Annotated in this window: 24 protein-coding genes and 1 tRNA gene; 7 read left to right on the top strand and 18 right to left on the bottom strand. The window is 62.6% G+C overall.

Features of this window, described 5'->3' with window-relative positions:
* Positions 1–55: 55 nt before the first annotated feature.
* Positions 56–292, top strand: coding sequence for a hypothetical protein (locus IVB47_RS14370; RefSeq protein WP_027567033.1), 237 nt, complete (start codon positions 56–58; stop codon positions 290–292).
* A 3-nt stretch (positions 293–295) separates the two neighbouring features.
* Here IVB47_RS14370 and IVB47_RS14365 read toward each other — a convergent pair whose 3' ends face one another.
* The 3 genes from IVB47_RS14365 to IVB47_RS14355 form a co-directional block, all read right to left on the bottom strand.
* On the bottom strand, positions 296–598 hold the full coding sequence (locus IVB47_RS14365; RefSeq protein ID WP_027518070.1) for a hypothetical protein: 303 nt from the start codon (positions 596–598) through the stop codon (positions 296–298).
* 93 nt (positions 599–691) lie between these two features.
* Positions 692–2,740: an acetoacetate--CoA ligase gene (locus tag IVB47_RS14360; RefSeq protein ID WP_247462259.1), complete on the bottom strand. Its 2,049-nt coding sequence runs from the start codon at positions 2,738–2,740 to the stop codon at positions 692–694.
* Between the two features lie 118 nt (positions 2,741–2,858).
* On the bottom strand, positions 2,859–3,086 hold the full coding sequence (locus tag IVB47_RS14355; RefSeq protein ID WP_247462257.1) for a hypothetical protein: 228 nt from the start codon (positions 3,084–3,086) through the stop codon (positions 2,859–2,861).
* A gap of 444 nt (positions 3,087–3,530) precedes the next feature.
* Here IVB47_RS14355 and IVB47_RS14350 point away from each other — a divergent pair, with 444 nt between their 5' ends.
* Positions 3,531–4,640, top strand: coding sequence for an AI-2E family transporter (locus tag IVB47_RS14350; protein ID WP_027567029.1), 1,110 nt, complete (start codon positions 3,531–3,533; stop codon positions 4,638–4,640).
* 115 nt (positions 4,641–4,755) lie between these two features.
* Positions 4,756–5,175 (top strand): NUDIX hydrolase, encoded by a 420-nt coding sequence (locus tag IVB47_RS14345; RefSeq protein ID WP_035961255.1) that lies wholly within the window; start codon positions 4,756–4,758, stop codon positions 5,173–5,175.
* A 1-nt stretch (position 5,176) separates the two neighbouring features.
* Here IVB47_RS14345 and IVB47_RS14340 read toward each other — a convergent pair whose 3' ends face one another.
* From IVB47_RS14340 to IVB47_RS14330, 3 genes are all read right to left on the bottom strand, one after another.
* Positions 5,177–5,467 carry a hypothetical protein gene (locus IVB47_RS14340; RefSeq protein ID WP_027567028.1) on the bottom strand — a complete coding sequence of 97 codons (291 nt, stop codon included), beginning with the start codon at positions 5,465–5,467 and terminating at the stop codon, positions 5,177–5,179.
* Positions 5,468–5,573: 106 nt separating this feature from the next.
* Positions 5,574–5,813: a hypothetical protein gene (locus IVB47_RS14335; RefSeq protein ID WP_247462255.1), complete on the bottom strand. Its 240-nt coding sequence runs from the start codon at positions 5,811–5,813 to the stop codon at positions 5,574–5,576.
* A 122-nt stretch (positions 5,814–5,935) separates the two neighbouring features.
* A complete protein-coding gene (locus IVB47_RS14330; RefSeq protein ID WP_007590794.1) occupies positions 5,936–6,178 on the bottom strand; it encodes a hypothetical protein in 243 nt (80 codons plus the stop codon).
* A 121-nt stretch (positions 6,179–6,299) separates the two neighbouring features.
* Here IVB47_RS14330 and IVB47_RS14325 point away from each other — a divergent pair, with 121 nt between their 5' ends.
* On the top strand, positions 6,300–6,470 hold the full coding sequence (locus IVB47_RS14325; protein ID WP_247359396.1) for a hypothetical protein: 171 nt from the start codon (positions 6,300–6,302) through the stop codon (positions 6,468–6,470).
* Positions 6,471–6,499: 29 nt separating this feature from the next.
* Here the strand turns inward: IVB47_RS14325 and IVB47_RS14320 are convergent, their stop codons facing one another.
* Positions 6,500–6,670, bottom strand: coding sequence for a hypothetical protein (locus tag IVB47_RS14320; RefSeq protein WP_007590796.1), 171 nt, complete (start codon positions 6,668–6,670; stop codon positions 6,500–6,502).
* A 487-nt stretch (positions 6,671–7,157) separates the two neighbouring features.
* On the opposite strand from IVB47_RS14320, the gene IVB47_RS14315 reads away from it, so the two are divergent.
* Positions 7,158–7,820, top strand: a complete 663-nt coding sequence (locus tag IVB47_RS14315; protein WP_247462253.1) for a hypothetical protein — start codon at positions 7,158–7,160, stop codon at positions 7,818–7,820.
* Between the two features lie 209 nt (positions 7,821–8,029).
* Here the strand turns inward: IVB47_RS14315 and IVB47_RS14310 are convergent, their stop codons facing one another.
* The gene (locus tag IVB47_RS14310) at positions 8,030–8,389 is read right to left on the bottom strand and encodes a hypothetical protein (RefSeq protein WP_247462251.1); all 360 of its coding nucleotides are present in this window, start codon (positions 8,387–8,389) and stop codon (positions 8,030–8,032) included.
* A 163-nt stretch (positions 8,390–8,552) separates the two neighbouring features.
* On the opposite strand from IVB47_RS14310, the gene IVB47_RS14305 reads away from it, so the two are divergent.
* On the top strand, positions 8,553–8,759 hold the full coding sequence (locus tag IVB47_RS14305; RefSeq protein ID WP_027567024.1) for a hypothetical protein: 207 nt from the start codon (positions 8,553–8,555) through the stop codon (positions 8,757–8,759).
* Positions 8,760–9,338: 579 nt separating this feature from the next.
* On the opposite strand, the gene IVB47_RS14300 is transcribed toward IVB47_RS14305, so the two are convergent.
* The 7 genes from IVB47_RS14300 to IVB47_RS14270 all read right to left on the bottom strand — a co-directional run bounded on the left by IVB47_RS14300 (position 9,339) and on the right by IVB47_RS14270 (position 11,737).
* Positions 9,339–9,521, bottom strand: coding sequence for a hypothetical protein (locus IVB47_RS14300; protein ID WP_018457954.1), 183 nt, complete (start codon positions 9,519–9,521; stop codon positions 9,339–9,341).
* 74 nt (positions 9,522–9,595) lie between these two features.
* Entirely contained in the window at positions 9,596–9,787 is a 192-nt protein-coding gene (locus IVB47_RS14295) for a hypothetical protein (protein ID WP_247397768.1), read from the bottom strand.
* Positions 9,788–9,834: 47 nt separating this feature from the next.
* Positions 9,835–10,218: a hypothetical protein gene (locus IVB47_RS14290; protein WP_247462248.1), complete on the bottom strand. Its 384-nt coding sequence runs from the start codon at positions 10,216–10,218 to the stop codon at positions 9,835–9,837.
* 116 nt (positions 10,219–10,334) lie between these two features.
* Positions 10,335–10,691, bottom strand: coding sequence for a hypothetical protein (locus IVB47_RS14285; RefSeq protein ID WP_247462246.1), 357 nt, complete (start codon positions 10,689–10,691; stop codon positions 10,335–10,337).
* Between the two features lie 75 nt (positions 10,692–10,766).
* Positions 10,767–10,997, bottom strand: a complete 231-nt coding sequence (locus tag IVB47_RS14280; protein ID WP_247462244.1) for a hypothetical protein — start codon at positions 10,995–10,997, stop codon at positions 10,767–10,769.
* Positions 10,998–11,054: 57 nt separating this feature from the next.
* Complete coding sequence (locus tag IVB47_RS14275; protein ID WP_247435640.1) at positions 11,055–11,300, bottom strand: hypothetical protein; 246 nt, start codon at positions 11,298–11,300, stop codon at positions 11,055–11,057.
* A gap of 50 nt (positions 11,301–11,350) precedes the next feature.
* The gene (locus tag IVB47_RS14270) at positions 11,351–11,737 is read right to left on the bottom strand and encodes a response regulator (RefSeq protein ID WP_027567020.1); all 387 of its coding nucleotides are present in this window, start codon (positions 11,735–11,737) and stop codon (positions 11,351–11,353) included.
* Positions 11,738–11,961: 224 nt separating this feature from the next.
* On the opposite strand from IVB47_RS14270, the gene IVB47_RS14265 reads away from it, so the two are divergent.
* Positions 11,962–12,138 carry a hypothetical protein gene (locus IVB47_RS14265; protein ID WP_247289884.1) on the top strand — a complete coding sequence of 59 codons (177 nt, stop codon included), beginning with the start codon at positions 11,962–11,964 and terminating at the stop codon, positions 12,136–12,138.
* A 141-nt stretch (positions 12,139–12,279) separates the two neighbouring features.
* On the opposite strand, the gene IVB47_RS14260 is transcribed toward IVB47_RS14265, so the two are convergent.
* The 3 genes from IVB47_RS14260 to IVB47_RS14250 form a co-directional block, all read right to left on the bottom strand.
* Positions 12,280–12,432, bottom strand: coding sequence for a hypothetical protein (locus tag IVB47_RS14260; protein WP_247289894.1), 153 nt, complete (start codon positions 12,430–12,432; stop codon positions 12,280–12,282).
* A 730-nt stretch (positions 12,433–13,162) separates the two neighbouring features.
* A tRNA-Lys gene (locus tag IVB47_RS14255) sits at positions 13,163–13,238 on the bottom strand.
* Positions 13,239–13,553: 315 nt separating this feature from the next.
* Positions 13,554–16,229 carry a glycosyltransferase gene (locus tag IVB47_RS14250; protein ID WP_247462241.1) on the bottom strand — a complete coding sequence of 892 codons (2,676 nt, stop codon included), beginning with the start codon at positions 16,227–16,229 and terminating at the stop codon, positions 13,554–13,556.
* Positions 16,230–16,463 lie beyond the last annotated feature (234 nt).

The raw sequence follows: 16,463 nt of genomic DNA, 5'->3' as shown, positions 1-16,463 counted from the left end.
AGATCGTCCCGCCGGCGTGGGTGCGCCGTGCGGGCTTTTCGCCGGGACCGATTTCATGCCGAGCGCGATTGAGCAGATCGTCGACGTCTATGTCCGGCTGAAGAACCGGCGCGGCCTTGACGAGCTGATGATGCATAGACAGCGGCTTGCGGTCGATCTGAAGAGCAGGTCCGGCTACGACTTCAGCCTGCCGATCGGTCAGATCGACGAGGAGATCGCGATCATCGAAGCCGGCCTCAGCCGGCTCAAGTCAGGTGATATCGCTGCGACGGACGACGGTCAGTCAATTTGACGCTCAGTCGCGCCGGCCGCCGTCGATGACGGTGAACAACGGCCGTGCCTGGGTCGGCTCGACCAGCAATTCCTCCACCAGCGCGGTCGCCGCATCGACATATTTGCGCGTCGGCTTGTCGAGGGGGCGGGTGGCCTCATCGTCGAGCGCGACCTTTGCGGCCTCGACCAGCTTGCGCATTCGCGCCGCGTGGTCATCGCCCGCCGTCAGCGTCGCGCGGGCCAGCGAGCGCAGCACGAACAACTCGCCCTCGAGGCGGAGCAGACGGTCGTTGAGCCTGGTGAGGACGGCGTTGAGGTCGGCCATGGCGCGCGTTCGTTTTCGGAAGATCCATCCTGCTCTAGCGACGATCGGTGAACGGAGTCCAAACGGCATCGGCGCAATTGGGGCGATCTCCCCTCAAGTCTCGGTCCGCGCCAGATAGTCGCGTGCAAAGGCAAGGTACCAGTCGAGGCAGGCGGGATTGGCCATCGCCTCCCGGTTGATGACCTTCTCGACGGGCTGGCCGAGCAGCAGCTTCTTGATCGGCAGCTCCTGCTTCTTGCCCGAGAGCGTGCGCGGGATCTCGGCGACCGCAAAAATCTCGTTGGGCAGGAAGCGGCGGGAGAGGCCGGCCTCGATCGCCTTGTTGATCCTCGCCTGCATTGCGCCGTCGAAGGCGACGCCTTCGCGCAGCACCACGAACAGCGGCATGTAGCTGTCACGGCCCAGATATTCGAGATCGACGACGAGGGAATCCAGCACCTCCGGCAACGCCTCGATCGCGGAGTAGAGTTCGCTCGTGCCCATGCGCAGACCATGCCGGTTGATGGTGGCATCGCTGCGGCCATAGATGATGCAGGAGCCGTCCGGGTCGACCTTGAGCCAGTCGCCATGCCGCCACACCGGCCCGCGGCCGCTGCCGTCGAAATTGTCCGGATAGGTCTCGAAATAGCTCGCGCGATAGCGCGCATCGCCCTTGTCGTTCCAGAAATAGAGCGGCATCGACGGCATCGGCTCGGTGCAGACGAGCTCGCCGACCTCGCCGATGACGGCGCGGCCCTGTTCGTCGAAGGCTTCCACGGCGGCACCCAGCAGACGGCACTGCATCGCGCCCGGCGTCTGCGGCAGTTCGCGATTGCCGCCAATGAAGGCGCCGGCGAAATCGGTGCCGCCGGAGATGTTGGCCCACCAGATATCGGCCTGCGCCTTGCTGCCATTGATCTTCGCGAGCGCCGCGAAGCGGTCGTTGAACCAGGCTTGCGTGTCGGCGCTCAGTGGAGAGCCGGTCGAGCCGAGACATCGAAGCTGTGAGAGATCACCGGCGGCGGTGAGGTCGATCTCGGCCTTGGCGCAGTTGGCGAAGAACGCGGCGCCCGCTCCGAAGAAGGTCGCTTTGGATTGCGCGACGAAGCGCCACAACGTGGTCCAGTCCGGCTTGTCCCTGGCGCCGCCGGGGCTGCCGTCGAAGATGCAGCAGGTGGTGCCGCCGAGCAGGCCGCCGATCTGGCTGTTCCACATGATCCAGCCCGTCGAAGAGTACCAGTGATAGCGCTCGCCGAACGAGTTCTCGTGGTAGGAGCAGCCGAGATCGTTGTGCAATCCCAGCAGCGCCAGCACCACGATGACGATGCCGCCATGGCCGTGCACGATCGGCTTCGGCAGGCCGGTCGTGCCGCTCGAATAGACGATCCAGAGCGGATGATCGAACGGCAGCCACGCTGGCTCGAACGCGTCGATCGCGGCGCCCGTTGCTGCGACAATCTCGGAGAGCAGGGCGTCCGCCGCTGGGCGCGCGGCGGCCTCGCTGTGCAGGATGACGTGCTCGACCGTCGGCAGCGATCGCCGCAGCTCGGCGAGAACGTCTTTGCGATCGTGCCAGCGTCCGGCATAGGTGACGGCGTCGCAGGCGATCAGCACTTTCGGTTCGATCTGCTTGAAGCGGTCGATCACGGCGGGTGCGGCCATGTCGGGCGCGCACACGCTCCAGATCGCGCCGATACTGGCGCTCGCCAGGAATGCGATGATGGTCTCGGGGATGTTGGGCAGATAGGCGGCGACCCGGTCGCCGGGCCTGATGCCTTTTTCTTTCAGATGCAGCGCGAGGGCAACCGCCTTGCGCCGCAGCTCCGGCCAGCTCGTCTCGCAAAGCCTGCCGTCCTCGCCGGAACTGACGATCGCTGGCAGGCCGGCGGCGTCAGCCGCCTCCACATGGCGGAACACCTGCCGGGCATAGTTAACCTGGGCGCCGGAAAACCAGACCGCGCCGGGCATCTTGCGCTCGGTGATCACGGCCGCAAACGGCGTTGGCGATTGCAGATCGTAATAGTCCCAGATGCTGTGCCAGAACCCGTCGAGATCGCGCACCGACCATTGCCGCATCTCCTCGTAGCTTGCGAAGGTAAGGCCGCGCTGTTCGGCGAGCCAGGTGCGGTAAAGGGCGATCTGGGGAACGAAGGGTGAGGTCATTGCGTGTCGGCTTCAGTTGCGGGGCGCGGATGTTAACCGGTGCCGCAGAGTAGCAGAAGCCGCAGTTCGGGCAGGCAGCGTTGACGGGAGTAGCTGGTCTGGGTCCGCTGGAAGCAGACTACCATCCGGCTCCGGCCCAGCGCCTTCCAAACACGGGCGGCTTGGTCTTCACCGCTTCCCAGCCGAAGAAATGATGCTTGCCGGACCAGGTGTGCACCACGCCGCTGCAGATGCTGCACTTGAAGCTGCCGGAATGCGCTTCGGCGTGCTCCTCCCTTGTCGCGGTGTAGTTCATGCTGCAACCCGGGCAGGTGAATTCTTCGATCGTCCAGATGCTATTGGCCATTGCACCGAAAGTGGTTTGGGGGACCTCGAAGGAAGCCTAGGTGCCCGCCTTTGCAACGGCGTAAACCGGTCGGCCGAAATCCGGTTAATCGTCGTTAATGCTCCGCATGTCCCGGTCGATGCGCATCTGTACGCGCCTGATGGCGAGCAACGGCAGCCTGCCTTGCACGCGCCCGCAGCGGGCCCTGTCGCCGACGGCATAGGCGTAGCGCCAATAGCCCGGTGCCGCGTTTGGCTTCAGCGAAAAGTGCACGCCGCGGTGAATGCCTGCGTGTGCGACGGGCTCTCTGGGGCGGCGTACCATCGTCTCCGAATGCCGAATGGCCCGATGCGTTCCTAATCACCGGCTCGGGCCGGCCCCGTCGCCTTGACGCAGGGTGCGCGGCTGGCAATAACGCTGGGCCGCGCAAGTGGCGGAACCCGCGTCAATGCCGCAAGGAAAGCCGTGCCCGTGAAAAGTCTGCGTCAGCTCCTGACGGGCGAGGACATCATCCAGCTCGTGATCCGCGTCGGCCTGCTCGGCCTGCTGATCATCTGGACCTTCCTGATCATCCGCCCCTTCGTGCCGATCCTTGCCTGGAGCGGCGTGCTCGCGGTCGCGTTCTACCCGGCCTTCAGCTGGGTCGCGAAGATCCTGGGCGGCCGGCCCAAGACCGCAGCGGCGATCCTGACCCTGATCACGCTCGGCATCGTCATCGGTCCTGCGACCTGGCTCGGCATCAGCGCAGTGGACGGCGTGCGCGAGCTGGCGCACCAGCTCGGCACCGGCGACCTCGCGCTTCAGTCGGCGCCGGAGCAGCTCAAATCGTGGCCGCTCGTTGGCCCCTGGCTATTCGATTTGTGGGAGCAGGCCTACAACAACATCCGCGCGGTGCTGCGCGAGGTGGCGCCGTATCTCCAGCCGCTGGCGGGACCGTTGCTTGGGCTCGCGGGTGACGCCGGCGTCGGCACGCTGCAGTTCCTGGTCTCGGTGTTCGTGGCCGGCTTCCTGTTTCCGCACGGGCCAAGGCTGGTTGCGGCCGGCCGCGGCTTCCTGTTTCGCATCGTGCCCGAACAGAGCGAGCATTTCCTGGGGCTCGCAGGCGCAACCATCCGTGCCGTGGCGCAAGGCGTGATCGGCGTCGCGATCGTGCAGGCATTGCTCGCCGGCATCGGCTTCAAGCTTGCCGCGGTGCCGAGCGCAGGCCTGCTCGCCTTTATCGTGCTGCTGCTCTCGATCGTGCAGATCGGCGCCTTCCTGGTGCTGCTGCCGGTGATCATCTGGATATGGACCGCCAAGGACGTCACCACCGCGCTGCTGCTCACCGTGTTTCTCGTCGTCGTCGGCTTCCTCGACACCATGTTGAAGCCGCTGGTGATGGGGCGCGGCCTGACCACGCCGACCATCGTCATCTTCGTCGGCGTGATCGGCGGCACGCTTGCCCACGGCATCGTCGGCCTGTTCATCGGCCCGATCATCCTGTCGGTGGCCTGGGAGATGATGATGGCCTGGATCAGGACGGAGGACCGGGCAGAGGCGGGGTCGAGGGCGGGGACAGCGACGGGCGAGGGCTGATCCGGCCCCCTCGAACGGCGGATCGGCCTGCCTGCCGGAGTCAATCAGACCTGGCGGCCTTAGCCCCGTGTGATCAAGGTCCATGGAACTTGTCTATCCGACTAGACAAGTTACCATGGGCTCGATTCTGTTCTCGATTACGGCGGACATGGCGAAGTCTTCCAAGCTGGTCGCCGCCAAGCGCGGCAAGGTATTGTTGGTCAGGCGCCGGTCGGACGGCCTGTGGATGTTCCCGGGCGGCCGCAAGCGCGCGCGCGAGTCCGACAAGGACTGCCTGCGGCGGGAGATCAAGGAAGAGCTGCCCAAGCTGAAGCTCGGCCGGATCAGCCTCTGGAAGGAAGTGACGGCCAGGAACAAGCGCTCCGGCCGCAAGATGAGCGACGCGATCTTCATCGCCAAGGGCGCCAAGGGCAGGCTCGCGATCGGTGACAAGAACGAGATCGACCGCGCCGTCTGGCAGAAGCCGCGCGGCATCCGCCTGACGCCGACCTCGCGCTATATCCGCGACCGCCTGTTTCCGCGGAAGCGTGGGTGAGCTAGTCCCCGTCGTCCTCCGAGGAGAGCTGTATCCGTCCGGTGTGGGCCCGCGAAAAATTGGCGCGCGGTTGCGGCGCGGACACCCTGGCCATTTCGGTTTCGCGCTGCTCCTTGCGAACCTTGCGCGCGCGCTTCATGGCCTGCTTGACCTGAGGGTTCGGCGAATCCTCCGCGAAGAACAGCACCACCTCGCAGCTCGGACATTGCCTGGAATAGCCGTCCTGCAACCGTCCCGCGCGGTCGCGGAACACGGTCTTGCAGCGCGTGCACTGAATCTGGACGAAACTCATGCGCGGTCGATCGACAATGACTGATGGAAATGGATCGTCAGGTGATCCCAAATGTCTGAAGAAAGCTTGAACGCGTCCGGGACGCCAAGCCGCTTGAAACAGCCGCCTATTGCTTGGCCGCCATCGTGTCCAGGCAATGGTTGAGATAGACGGTGCGATCCCTGGGCAGCACCTTCTCGAGATCTGCCTTCAGCGCGCATTCGCGCTGCCGCATCTGCTCGGCACGCCGCTTCTCGGCCGCCTCGCGATATTCGGGAGCAACCTTGTTGGGATCGACGAGGGCCTGCGAGCGGGCGGGAGCCGTCACGGCGAGGGCAAGGGCGGTGATGACAATGAGCTGTTTCAAATGAGCCTCCGTAAAAGGCTCATCCTAGCGCTCGGGCGGCGAGGGCTCAAACGGCAAATTCGCCGAGACACCCGGCAGCGAAGTTGATTTCAGCTACCTGAAGTTGGGACGAGGGGAGGCCGTCACTTCGGGACGTGGTCGATCTTGTGGCCGAGATGCCCGGTGTCGTGATCGCGACGCAACTGGCTTAGCGATGTCTCGTTCAGCTGGTGCAAGACCTCGCTGAGTTCAGTCGTATCCGGATAGCCGGCGGCAAAACCCTTGCCGTAGATCTTGCGCAACGTACCGACCAGCGTGTTGCCGTGCTTCTTGCTGATCGCGCCATCCTTGTCGCGGTGGCGATGATCCAGGCCCGTGTCCTTCATGGCTTTCTCCCTGAGCGGCGTCTGCGCGCCTGGAGAGAGCGTGCTCCCAAACGAGTTGATTGGCAACGGCACGGCGCGCGGCAGTTGAGCCTCGGCAAGGTGTGGAAAGATCGAAGGACGTGTGAAGCAGTTCACAAGCGATGGTCGGGATCGCTGCTACGAAGGCCTCATTGCTTCACCAATTGATATTTTGAAAACGCCCCAGCGCTCCACCAGGCGCTGGGGTTTTCACGTCGATCACCGCAACGGCCAGAGCGCGCGGCGCGCGATCGGTCGGGTGCTTTCCGAATGATGCCGAAGATTGATGCCGAAGGCGGGCGGCTACGCGGCTTGCTCCTCGAACGAGGTGTAGACCTGGCCACCTGGACCAATCACCTGAACGCCCCAGCACCCGTCAGCAATAAGCTCCTTGGCCTTCTTGAGGGCGGCGGTGAGTGACAGCCGCTTGAGGCTGACGATTCCTGCCGTGTCGAAACCGCTGATTTCAAACATGCCGTTCCTCCCTGTTTTGTCGAATCCTACACTTTTTGAGCGGGTTGTCTCGCGGCTTTTGGGACAGGGGGCCCGGCGCAGGAGCAGGCGGTGGCCAAAATCGCGAAAACAACCCCATGCACAGTAGCTAAGTCCCGCTGGCGCAACGCTTTCTTTTTGGTACACGGCGGTCTTGCATCCGGCGGAGACGCCGTTGACTCGTCGGGCAAAACAGGGGTAGTTTGCCAACTTCGGAAAATCAGCTTCGGACCACGGCGACTTCCCGGGATCGGGAGGAGCTCTCGCACCGGCCTGCGTGTCATGTCTGTCGCACGCCCCCGTAGTCGGCCGGGGTGGCGGGGTCTGCAGCAGGCCGCGGTCGCTAACGTGGAATTAAGCTGAAAAGCCCACAATTTTAGACAGTTGTAGATGGGTGCTGCGTAAGGGAGCCGTCGCGAGGACGTTCCGGCGACGGCTTCCTGTTGCTCGCTCATTTGGGGTCAATGCCATGACCACGACTTTCGAAACGCAAGGCCTTGTCGAACAGCTCGACCCTGCAGCACTGGCTGCGGCCATCGCGGCCGACGAACCCGCAAGCTTGGGCGCTCCAGAACCGATCAAGCGCTCCAGCCGCACGTCGGTCATGGCGCTGTCGCTGTGTGCCCTCGCCATCAACGGCGCGGCGGCGATCTACACATGGCCGTCCGGCCTGCCATCGCTGAACCTGAGCAGCCTGGCCGATCTGCTACCGCGGCAAGAGGCTTCAGCGCCAAAGCCGGATCCGGTTGTCGCCGCCTTGAAGGACATTCAGTCGACCCAGCAGCAACACACGGCTTCGCTGCAGGAGAGCAACCAGGCACTGCAGCAAAACGCGGCTGTGCTGCAGGCGGATTCCATGGTGCTGCTTTCGCTGCGACAGAGCATCACGGACGAACGCGTCGATGTGAAGAAGGTATCTTCGCAGCTGTCCACGCTGATTGCGAAGATCGACTCGCTGCAAAATGCCATGATGTCGGACGTCACGTCCTCCGTTCGAAGAGCGCATGCGCGCTACGGACTGTCCGCAGCGATCCGCAAGCGGCTCGCCCGGCAGTCCAAATCTGTAGGTCCCGTTTCAGTTGGAGGAGCGCCGCTGAGCGTGCCTGCTACAGTTTCGGCCCCGGAGAGCTGAAGATAGGGTCAGGCAAGTCATCTAGGACCAAGTCATCTGGGACCAAGTGATCTGGGACTATGTCCGCGCTCACTTGGCGGGCTCACGCGAGCGGGGCTTTTGCCCGACTTGGAATTACAAGAATGCAGGTGACAGTGCAGTCCGGCACCGTCACCACGGATCCGAAGAAGCGATTATTAGGGGCCCGCGGGCTTACCCCGAGGGGCCGTTCAATAGTAACGGCGCCGTGGACGGCGCTCGTAATAATCATCGCCGTAATAGCCTTGCCGGCCCTGTTGAAACTGCGGCGGAACCGTTCCGTTCGGGTAGCACTGGCCGTCGCGGGTATCGATATCGGCACCGTGTCCGCAAGGAACGGGGTAGTGGCCAGAGCCCCTGCCGCCACTATAATATTGCCGTGCGGCCTGTTCTTGCGGCGGCAAGTAGCCGTTGGGGTAGCACATGCCGTCGCGGGCGCCGACGTCCCAGCCGTTGCCGCACGGCGGTGGGTGTACAGGGACACGGTATTGAACCTGATGAACCTCACCGAGCTGTAGAGCCAGCAAGGTTGCGACGACTGCACCGATCATCGGATCTCCTCCCAATCGCAATATGCCTACGACTGAGCGGCTGAATGATCGCTGAACGGGTTCACGCCGGCGATCTTAACCTCACTCTAAGAAATCGTTGTCCGGAGGCGTCCCGTTGGATATAAAGGGAACCTTCCGCCAGCGTCAGTTGCGTCCGTGAGTCATGATTACGTACAAGCAGTACCATATCGAGCAAGTTGAGCACGGCCCCAAGCGCTGGGTTGCTCGCATCACGCGGACAGACGGCCAGAACATTCGCACCATTCTGCCGGCGACTGAGCGTCCCTACCTCGAGACGAAGCCGACAGCGTCCGCCGAGGAAGCCGAGGCGCTCGCCAAGGAAGGCATCGACTTCGGCGGCGTGGTGTAGTCCGCCGTCGCGGTCTTCTGACTTTCGTCGCGAAATTCGCCGGCGCTTCATCGGCAGCGGTGGTGCGGTGCGTGCAGCTTTGTCCGTTACCGATGATCTGCTCGACATGGTCGTTGATTGCTACGATCAGCGGCCGCTGACATTCACGCGTACCCAGTTATGGGTACAGGCCCAAGCGCGAGATCAAGAGACCGTTCATCGAACTGTTAGAACTACGGTGGATAGCGCAACGGAAGGTGCTTTAGTTCGTCGGCCTCGCTCGCCAGCCGTTTTCCTGATGGGGAATGGTGGCAGTGATATCGACGTCTCTCACAGCGGATTGGCGCCACGCCGCCACCCCGAAGCACAGGGTCAGAGTCATGGCGGTCGCCAACAGCAGCACGGACAAAAACTGGCTCACGCGCCCCCCACAAGCAGAACATACTGAGGCAGCGAGCACGCACAGGCGATTCGGAAAATGCAGGCGCGCTGACCTGCAGGCAGTTTTCCCCAGGTTGTAAAACGGTGGATTGGCACCTTCGACCTTGCACCCGCCGCGGCTCCGGAGCCGCTATTGCAGGCCGGCTTTTCACCCGAAAACTATTGTGGCTCGGTTGGCTTGTCGCGCTCGTGGCTCTCGGCTTCGGCGGCCGCGCACGCATCCATGCCATGGCATTTGCTTAGATAGTATCGAGCGCCTGCGAAGATCGAGCAAACAATCACCACGGAAACCAACAGGAAGATCATCCACCGACGATTCAACATTCCCATGACCTTCTGCACCCTCCATCCGACGCGGCTCGTTCGCCTGACCGGCCCCACCAGGCGAGGCGAGGCGAAAGCTGGATCAGCCCAAATCAGACCTTGCGCTTCGGATTCAGTCGAGCCTCACGCTCCAGCCGCTCGGACTTCAGGCGTTTCAGGTTTTCCTGAAACTCCGGCGTGGCTTGACTGTCGGCTATCGTCTGTCTCGATCCTATCGGATTGAGGGTCCTTCGTTCGGCTTCATCCGCCAGTTGTTGCGCGGCGGACCGTTTGGGTTTGATCATTTGCTTTCTGCCTTCGGGCGAGATTGACCAAGCGGGCGCCGGTCAATTCATTTTCGATTTGGCCGGTCGCGTCGAACGTTCTGGAATTCCTCGGGTCCCTTGACGAGCCGCCGCTTGCGGCTGGCCTGGTCATCCGGGCTCGCTTTGTTGTCTTTGAGCTTGTCGATCGCGCTGCCCGCCATTTCCCGAGCCCGCTCGGACGAGGCCTTGGCGGCAGACGTAACCGTGAGGGCAGGGGCGGACTTGCCCAAGCCAATCTCGACCAGCCGACGGATGGATTCAGAACGAGCGGGAGTGTCTTGCTGTCCCGACGCCCATTCGTCGATCTGAGCGACAGTCGATTCCGGCCAGCGCGTGCCGATCTGGACGCCCTGACCAGTCGCGGGGCGGCCGCGATGTTTTTTGGCACGAATCTTTTTTGCTGGTTTCATTTATTTTGGTACCAAAAAATAAAGCCAAAGGGAAGCGCGAACCTTCGATAACTGTGCCTGTTTAGCGCACTGTCATCGCATCAATCCCACGCAACATTGTGATCGCAGATTTGCTGTCAGGCGGCTCCCCTTAGAGGGAGCGCCAGTTGTACAGCAAAAGGTCGGGAAGCATTTGCTTGGACGAAGGCCCGCAAGGCCGGCGTGATCTCGCTACCCCTGACACGCACCGCAAGCTCATCTGCGATCTCGCTGGTGGCATCGCGAGACCAGCCCTCGATCGCGTTGAAGGCGACAATATGGACGGGATAGGCGTACTGCCCGGAGAGTAGGTCGCGGATGATGGTCTCGACATCGGTATCCTGCTCGTCGGTCTCGCGCCACGAGCAGCCGGCGCGCGCGCCGAAGTCTTCCAGCACCAGGTAAATCTCACGGTCGAGCCGATCCAGCGGCACAATCGACGGCGCATGACGCATGACGCAACTCCTACTCAAAGAGGCAATCGCCCGGCCGTTGGATCGTTCCGGCCAAACCCCTCCAACAGAGTGAGGCTATCGGCCGTTCTGCGCGCTGATGTAAATGCTGAAGATCGACGTTCCGGCCTCGTCGGTGACCTCCAGGTACCATTCGTGGCCCGGTTCAAGTCGACCCTGCATGTTCATCAGAAGGTCGGCGGCAAAAACCGTGGCCTCTCGCCAGGTCGCTTCAGCGTCCGGCAGGTCTTCGCCTTCAGTGTCGGTGCTCGGTTCAACACCCCGGACGTGGAAAAAATAGCGCGGCATGCCTGAAATCCGGACGAAAGGCTCCGTGCAAAACTTGGCTCGGCAGCGAGTGCACTGTTACTTCTCCTCTGGTTCGGGATGAAGTGCAGCTTTCTCCGTCTTCATTTCCTCGATCAAGCCGGCGATGCCGTCTCTCGCGATCTTGTCAGTGATAAGAGACAACAACCGGCTATGGTGCGCGATCTTCTCGTCGATTTCATCGCATTTGCCGCACATGAAGATATCCTGCGTCATTGCAGGCAAAGCCTGAACGGCCACCTGAGATGAAAAACTTTCATTGCCGAGCTTGGTTCCCGCCGCCATGCTTGGGATGGTGGCCGGCTACGAGAGCCAGTGAATGGGTGACGGCGGTTTTACTCACGAGTGACGTGATTGAGGAGCTGCGAAACCGCAGTGATGAGCTGGGCCGTCGCGAACGGCTTCTGCAACAAGATGCTGCTTGGGACCCCTTGCGAGCCCCAATCGTCCGCCACGCCACCGGTCATGTAGACTATGGGCAACGTCGGCTCTCGTTCTCTGACCTGTCTGGCCAAGTCCCAGCCGCTGAGCCTGCCCTTGAGGTTTACATCCGCGACGAGCGCCCGGTACTCCTTCATACCGCTTCTGAAGAGAGTCAGAGCTTCCTCGGCAGACGACAGGATGTCAGTCGCGAAGCCTGCCTCCAGCAGGGCTTCCTCGACCACGGCCTGCAATGGATATTCATCCTCAACCACCAAGATGAGAGGCGGCGGCGCTGTCATGTTTACTCCGTCTCCGATGGCTGACCTACAATGTTGCCCGGCTTTGTTTCCCCAAAATGTGTCCAAAAGTGAAACATAAGAGGGTGCGGAGGCCCCAGGAACTGCCGGGCCGCATGACGCGACATACATTGACATCAGGCCAACGAGACGAAGCATGGGCGCACTCTCAATCTTGGTCGTGGAGGACGTCGCGCTGATCCGTCATCCGTATGATGGTCTGCGACATGCTGGAGGAGTTGGGTCGCGAAGTCGTCGCCGAAGCAGGCACCCTGAAGGAAGCAATCGAAGTCGCGCGGGTGGCTGACTTCGATTTGGCCATTCTCGACCTGAGGCTTGGCAATGAAACGACCGAACTGGTGGCGGAGATCACTCGTGGTCGCGGCTTGCCATTTTCTTCCTGATCAGCCACACATCCGATGGATTGTCAGTTGGCTTCCGCGATGTCCCCGATTGGAGAAGCCGGTTCTCCGCTCCGCACTCGGGAAGATGATCGAAAACTGCGCGAGATCTTGAGCGGCTAGCAGGGGTTGGCTGTGTGACCTTCAGGCTGCCGCCTTGCCCTTCGCCAAGCTTGCAAGGTCCTTCCAGGCCAAGGCGGTCCGCAACCACTTCAACCGCTCGGCGGGACAGGTCGCGGCGATCGCCTTCTGCATCGCGGCGATGGCTTCTGCTTGATGGTCGAGGTCTCCAATCATCGGAGCAATCATTCGCCAGAATTATTAAGACCGGCGAAAATCTACAGCCCGGAAAACTACCGGCTTACGCCGCCGTGGAGCCTACGTCCAAGCCCTGGCCCTGTGGACGCGCCAGTCCGGCGCCATCCGCTCGCCCCCGTCCTGCGGGGGTTGGCTATCATAGGTTAAAGCGCGACTCAGCAAATGCAGCCGAGGATAAACTGGCAACAGGCTGGGGACGCCGGGCGATGGCACAGTCACGCTATCCGTTGATCCGGAGGTGGACACCGGAGGAGCATCAACAACTGCTGGCGATGGCGGCGGCTGGGCACCGACCCGACGAGATCGCGCAGGCGTTGGGCAGGACAGAACCGGCCGTGCGAGGCCGCGCGAATTTGCACAACATTCCATTGCGACTGGTGACGCAAAAGCGGAAGGGCCCATGATCAAGGGCGTGGCCATAGCTGCTCTCGTCCTGGCGGCGGCGAGTCTCGCGGACCAGCAGTTGTCCTACGGGCGGTATACTGACCGTGTCTTGGCAATGCTGCGCGAGATCGAGCATTCATTCCGGCGATAGTCACAGAGCGACGGGGCAGCGATCACCGATGCAGGACTTTTGCCGTCCAGTCGGGCCTATGTCGCGCGGTGCAGAGGGGGCATCGAAGCGCCGCGCGTGCCAACACCGGCAGCCGATCTGCAGACACACAGTCTTTTCGGAGCGCGTCGTCTCGGCGTAAGTATTTAATTGATTTGGTGAGCGCGCTGGGGCTCGAACCCAGGACCCCGTGATTAAAAGTCACGTGCTCTACCGGCTGAGCTACGCGCTCCCATGGCCGCTGATGGCTTCAAAGAAATCGCCATCGTCTTCGGACATTTGGAAAAGCATGTCTTGCCGCCACATCGACGCAAGCGTTGCGGAAAAACCGGCTGTTTCCGGATCATGCTTTCGGCCCGCGCTGTGTAGGGGGATGGGGCGCGGAGGTCAATAGCTCGGGTGGCTGCCGAAGTTGAAGGCAAGAGCGGGAATTCGCTCGCCGTTTCCAATGCTTGAGCCGGGATTCTCAACCGGAATGGCGGCCGTCATCCACGCCGAAGAAGCCGCGACATCCGTCCATGGGCCGGATGTCGCGTTCGGGGCCCTGTCAGTTCGCTTCCCGCCGGACCTCGCTCGGCACCGGCAATTGCTGCGGCGTGCCGGCGGGGGTCGGCAACGCGACCGGGCGCAGGCCGATCAGCTCGGCGGTGCGGATCGCGCTGTCGCGCCAGAACTGGAACGAGTTGATGCGGCTGAGCTCGAGGATGGCGATCGCGACCGCAGCCAGGAACGGCAGGCTCTGCAGCACCAGCACGCCAGCGAAAATGTAGATCTCGGTGATCTGGCGATAGCTGTTGGAGGCCACCAGCACGCCGGCGCCGATCAGGAGCAGGGCGCCGATCACCGCCTCCCAGAACGCCTGGAACTCGATCGACATCCTGGACAGGCCGCCCTTGGACGTGCGCGCGAACGCGATGTGCTCGGTGATCAGTCCTTGCGCCACCGCGCGCGACACCGTCCACTGCACGCTCATGGCGGCGATCATCGCGCCTAGCATCTGGCCGGGCTTGATCGCGACGCGCGCGCGGTACATCGACAAGAAGTGCGCGAGCGAGACGACGAAGGCGCCGATGATTGGCAGCGTCAGGATCTTGTCGGGGATGGCGATGTCGGCGAAGGCGACGATCGGCACCCAGACCAGGTTGAGCAGGGCCACGACCACGCCGAGGCTTTCGGCGCCCAGCCAGTTCAGCCAGCCCAGGCCATATTCGCGCTTCTGGTCGGGCGTCAGCCGGCTCCGTCCCGGCAGGAAATTCCGCCAGTGCTTCTTGACGATCTGGAGGCCGCCATAAGCCCAGCGGTGACGCTGCTTCTTGAAGGCCTCGTAGGTGTCGGGGAGCAGGCCCTGGCCGTAGCGGTGGTTGGTGTAGTGCGTGGTCCAGCCGAGCTGCTGGATCGAAAGGCCGAGATCGCTGTCCTCGCAGATCGTGTCGGACGACCAGCCGCCGGCCATGTCCATCGCGGCACGGCGGATCAGGCACATCGTGCCGTGCACGATGATGGCGTTGGTCTCGTTGCGCTGGACCATGCCGATGTCGAAGAAGCCGGCATATTCGCCGTTCATGATGTAGTGCATGATCGACAGGTCGCCGTCGCGATGTTCCTGCGGCGCCTGCACCAGGCCGACGCTGGGATCGGCGAAAGCCGGCACGAGATCCTTCAGCCAGTCGGGATCGACGACGTAATCGGCATCGAGGATGCCGATGATCTCGGCGTCGACGGCGGTGCGGTCCATCGCGATACGCAGCGCGCCGGCCTTGAAGCCCTGCACCTTCTCGGCGTTGATGAACTTGAAGCGTTCACCGAGCGCGCGGCAATGATCCTGGATCGGCTGCCAGAAGGCAGGGTCCGGCGTATTGTTGATGATGACGACGCATTCGTAATTCGGATAGTTCAGCCGCGACAGCGCATCGAGCGTCTGCTTGAGCATCTCGACCGGCTCGAAATAAGCGGGGATGTGGATCGAGACTTTTGGGAAGTAATTCTCCGGAACGCTCTCGACCGGCTTGCCTTTTGTGAGCAGCCGCTGCGGCGGCCGGCCGAACGCGACGGCCGCGATCTCGTCGACGCGCGCCATCGCGATCAGCACGAGGGGAACAAGCAGGATCATGCCGAGCGTGAGCGCGAAGGCGGAGCCGAAGATGAAATAGTGCCCGTTCCAGAACGCGAACACCGTTGCGGCCCAGGCGCCGACGCCGTTGGCGGTGGCCGACAGCAGGAACGCCTGCTTCGCCGTGGGCTGCTGCAGCCGCAGGATCGGCAGCGACAGCAGGATTCCGACCAGAAGCGCGACACCCATCAGCTTCCAATAGTCGGGATTCTCCACCGGGCCGGTCCAGGCGAATTTCGGCTCGCGGCTGGCGTTGAGGATGCCCCAGTACGGACCGACGCCGCCTTCGAAGTACTTCCAGGGCTGATCGATGGCCTCGACGATGTTGTATTCCATGCCGATGGCGTCGGCGCGGCTGACGAAGTTGCGCAAGGTCAGTGCCTGCTGGAACGGACCGGGGTCGGCGTTGCGCAAATTGTAACCCGCGCTCGGCCAGCCGAACTCGGCGATCACGATGCGCTTGCCGGGGAACAGGTTGCGCAACAGATTGTAGCGGTCGACGGCCTGATCGACCGCCTGGTCCGAGCGGAAATTTTCCCAATAAGGCAGGACGTGGGCGGCGATGAAGTCGACGTTCGAGCCGAGGTCGGGATTGTCGCGCCAGATGTTCCAGATCTCACCGGTCGTGACGGGCACGCGGACCGAGCCCTTGACCTTCTTGATCATCTCGATGAGGTCTTCGACCTTCTGCTCGCCGCGGTAGATCACCTCGTTGCCGACCACGACTCCGTTGACGTTGCTGTTCTTGCGGGCGAGCTCGATGGCGGCCTTGATCTCGCGCTCGTTGCGATCCTTGTCCTTGTCGATCCAGGCGCCGACGGTAACCTTGAGGCCGAACTCGGCCGCGATCGGCGGCACCAGTTCCACGCCGCCGGTGGACGAATAGAGCCGGATCGCGCGCGTCATCGTCGACAGCGTCTTCAGGTCGGCGCGGATTTTCTCCACTGATGGGATGTTGTCGATGTCGGGGTGAGCCGAGCCCTCGAACGGCGCGTAGGAGACACTGGGCAGCAAGCCCTTGAAGTCGGGCGCGGGTTCCTTGTCGCGCAAGACTCCCCAGAGGCCGGCGTGGAGCGCGGACACAAGCAACAGAACGGCGGCGACAACCCGCATCGCGGCTAAACCAAAAGGGGCTGAGGGGGCAGGGAAGCGGATCCGACCCCGAGATCCGACCAAGTCCGCGGCAAATGGAGCATACCTCTGCCGCGCGGTTTCACAACTGTCATCGCCTCATGACCATATGAGGGCATGCACATTTCGGAATTCGCAGCAGTGCCAATTGCCTCTATTGCCTATCGTTCCTGAACGGAGGCTGAAACAATCGCGGCTATTTCGGGGGCGCCGGTG

It is taken from the genome of Bradyrhizobium sp. 62 (assembly GCF_023073035.1).
Classification (GTDB): domain Bacteria; phylum Pseudomonadota; class Alphaproteobacteria; order Rhizobiales; family Xanthobacteraceae; genus Bradyrhizobium.
The sequence above is the reverse complement of the archived record's forward strand: the minus strand, read 5'-3'. Positions and strand labels throughout refer to the sequence as shown.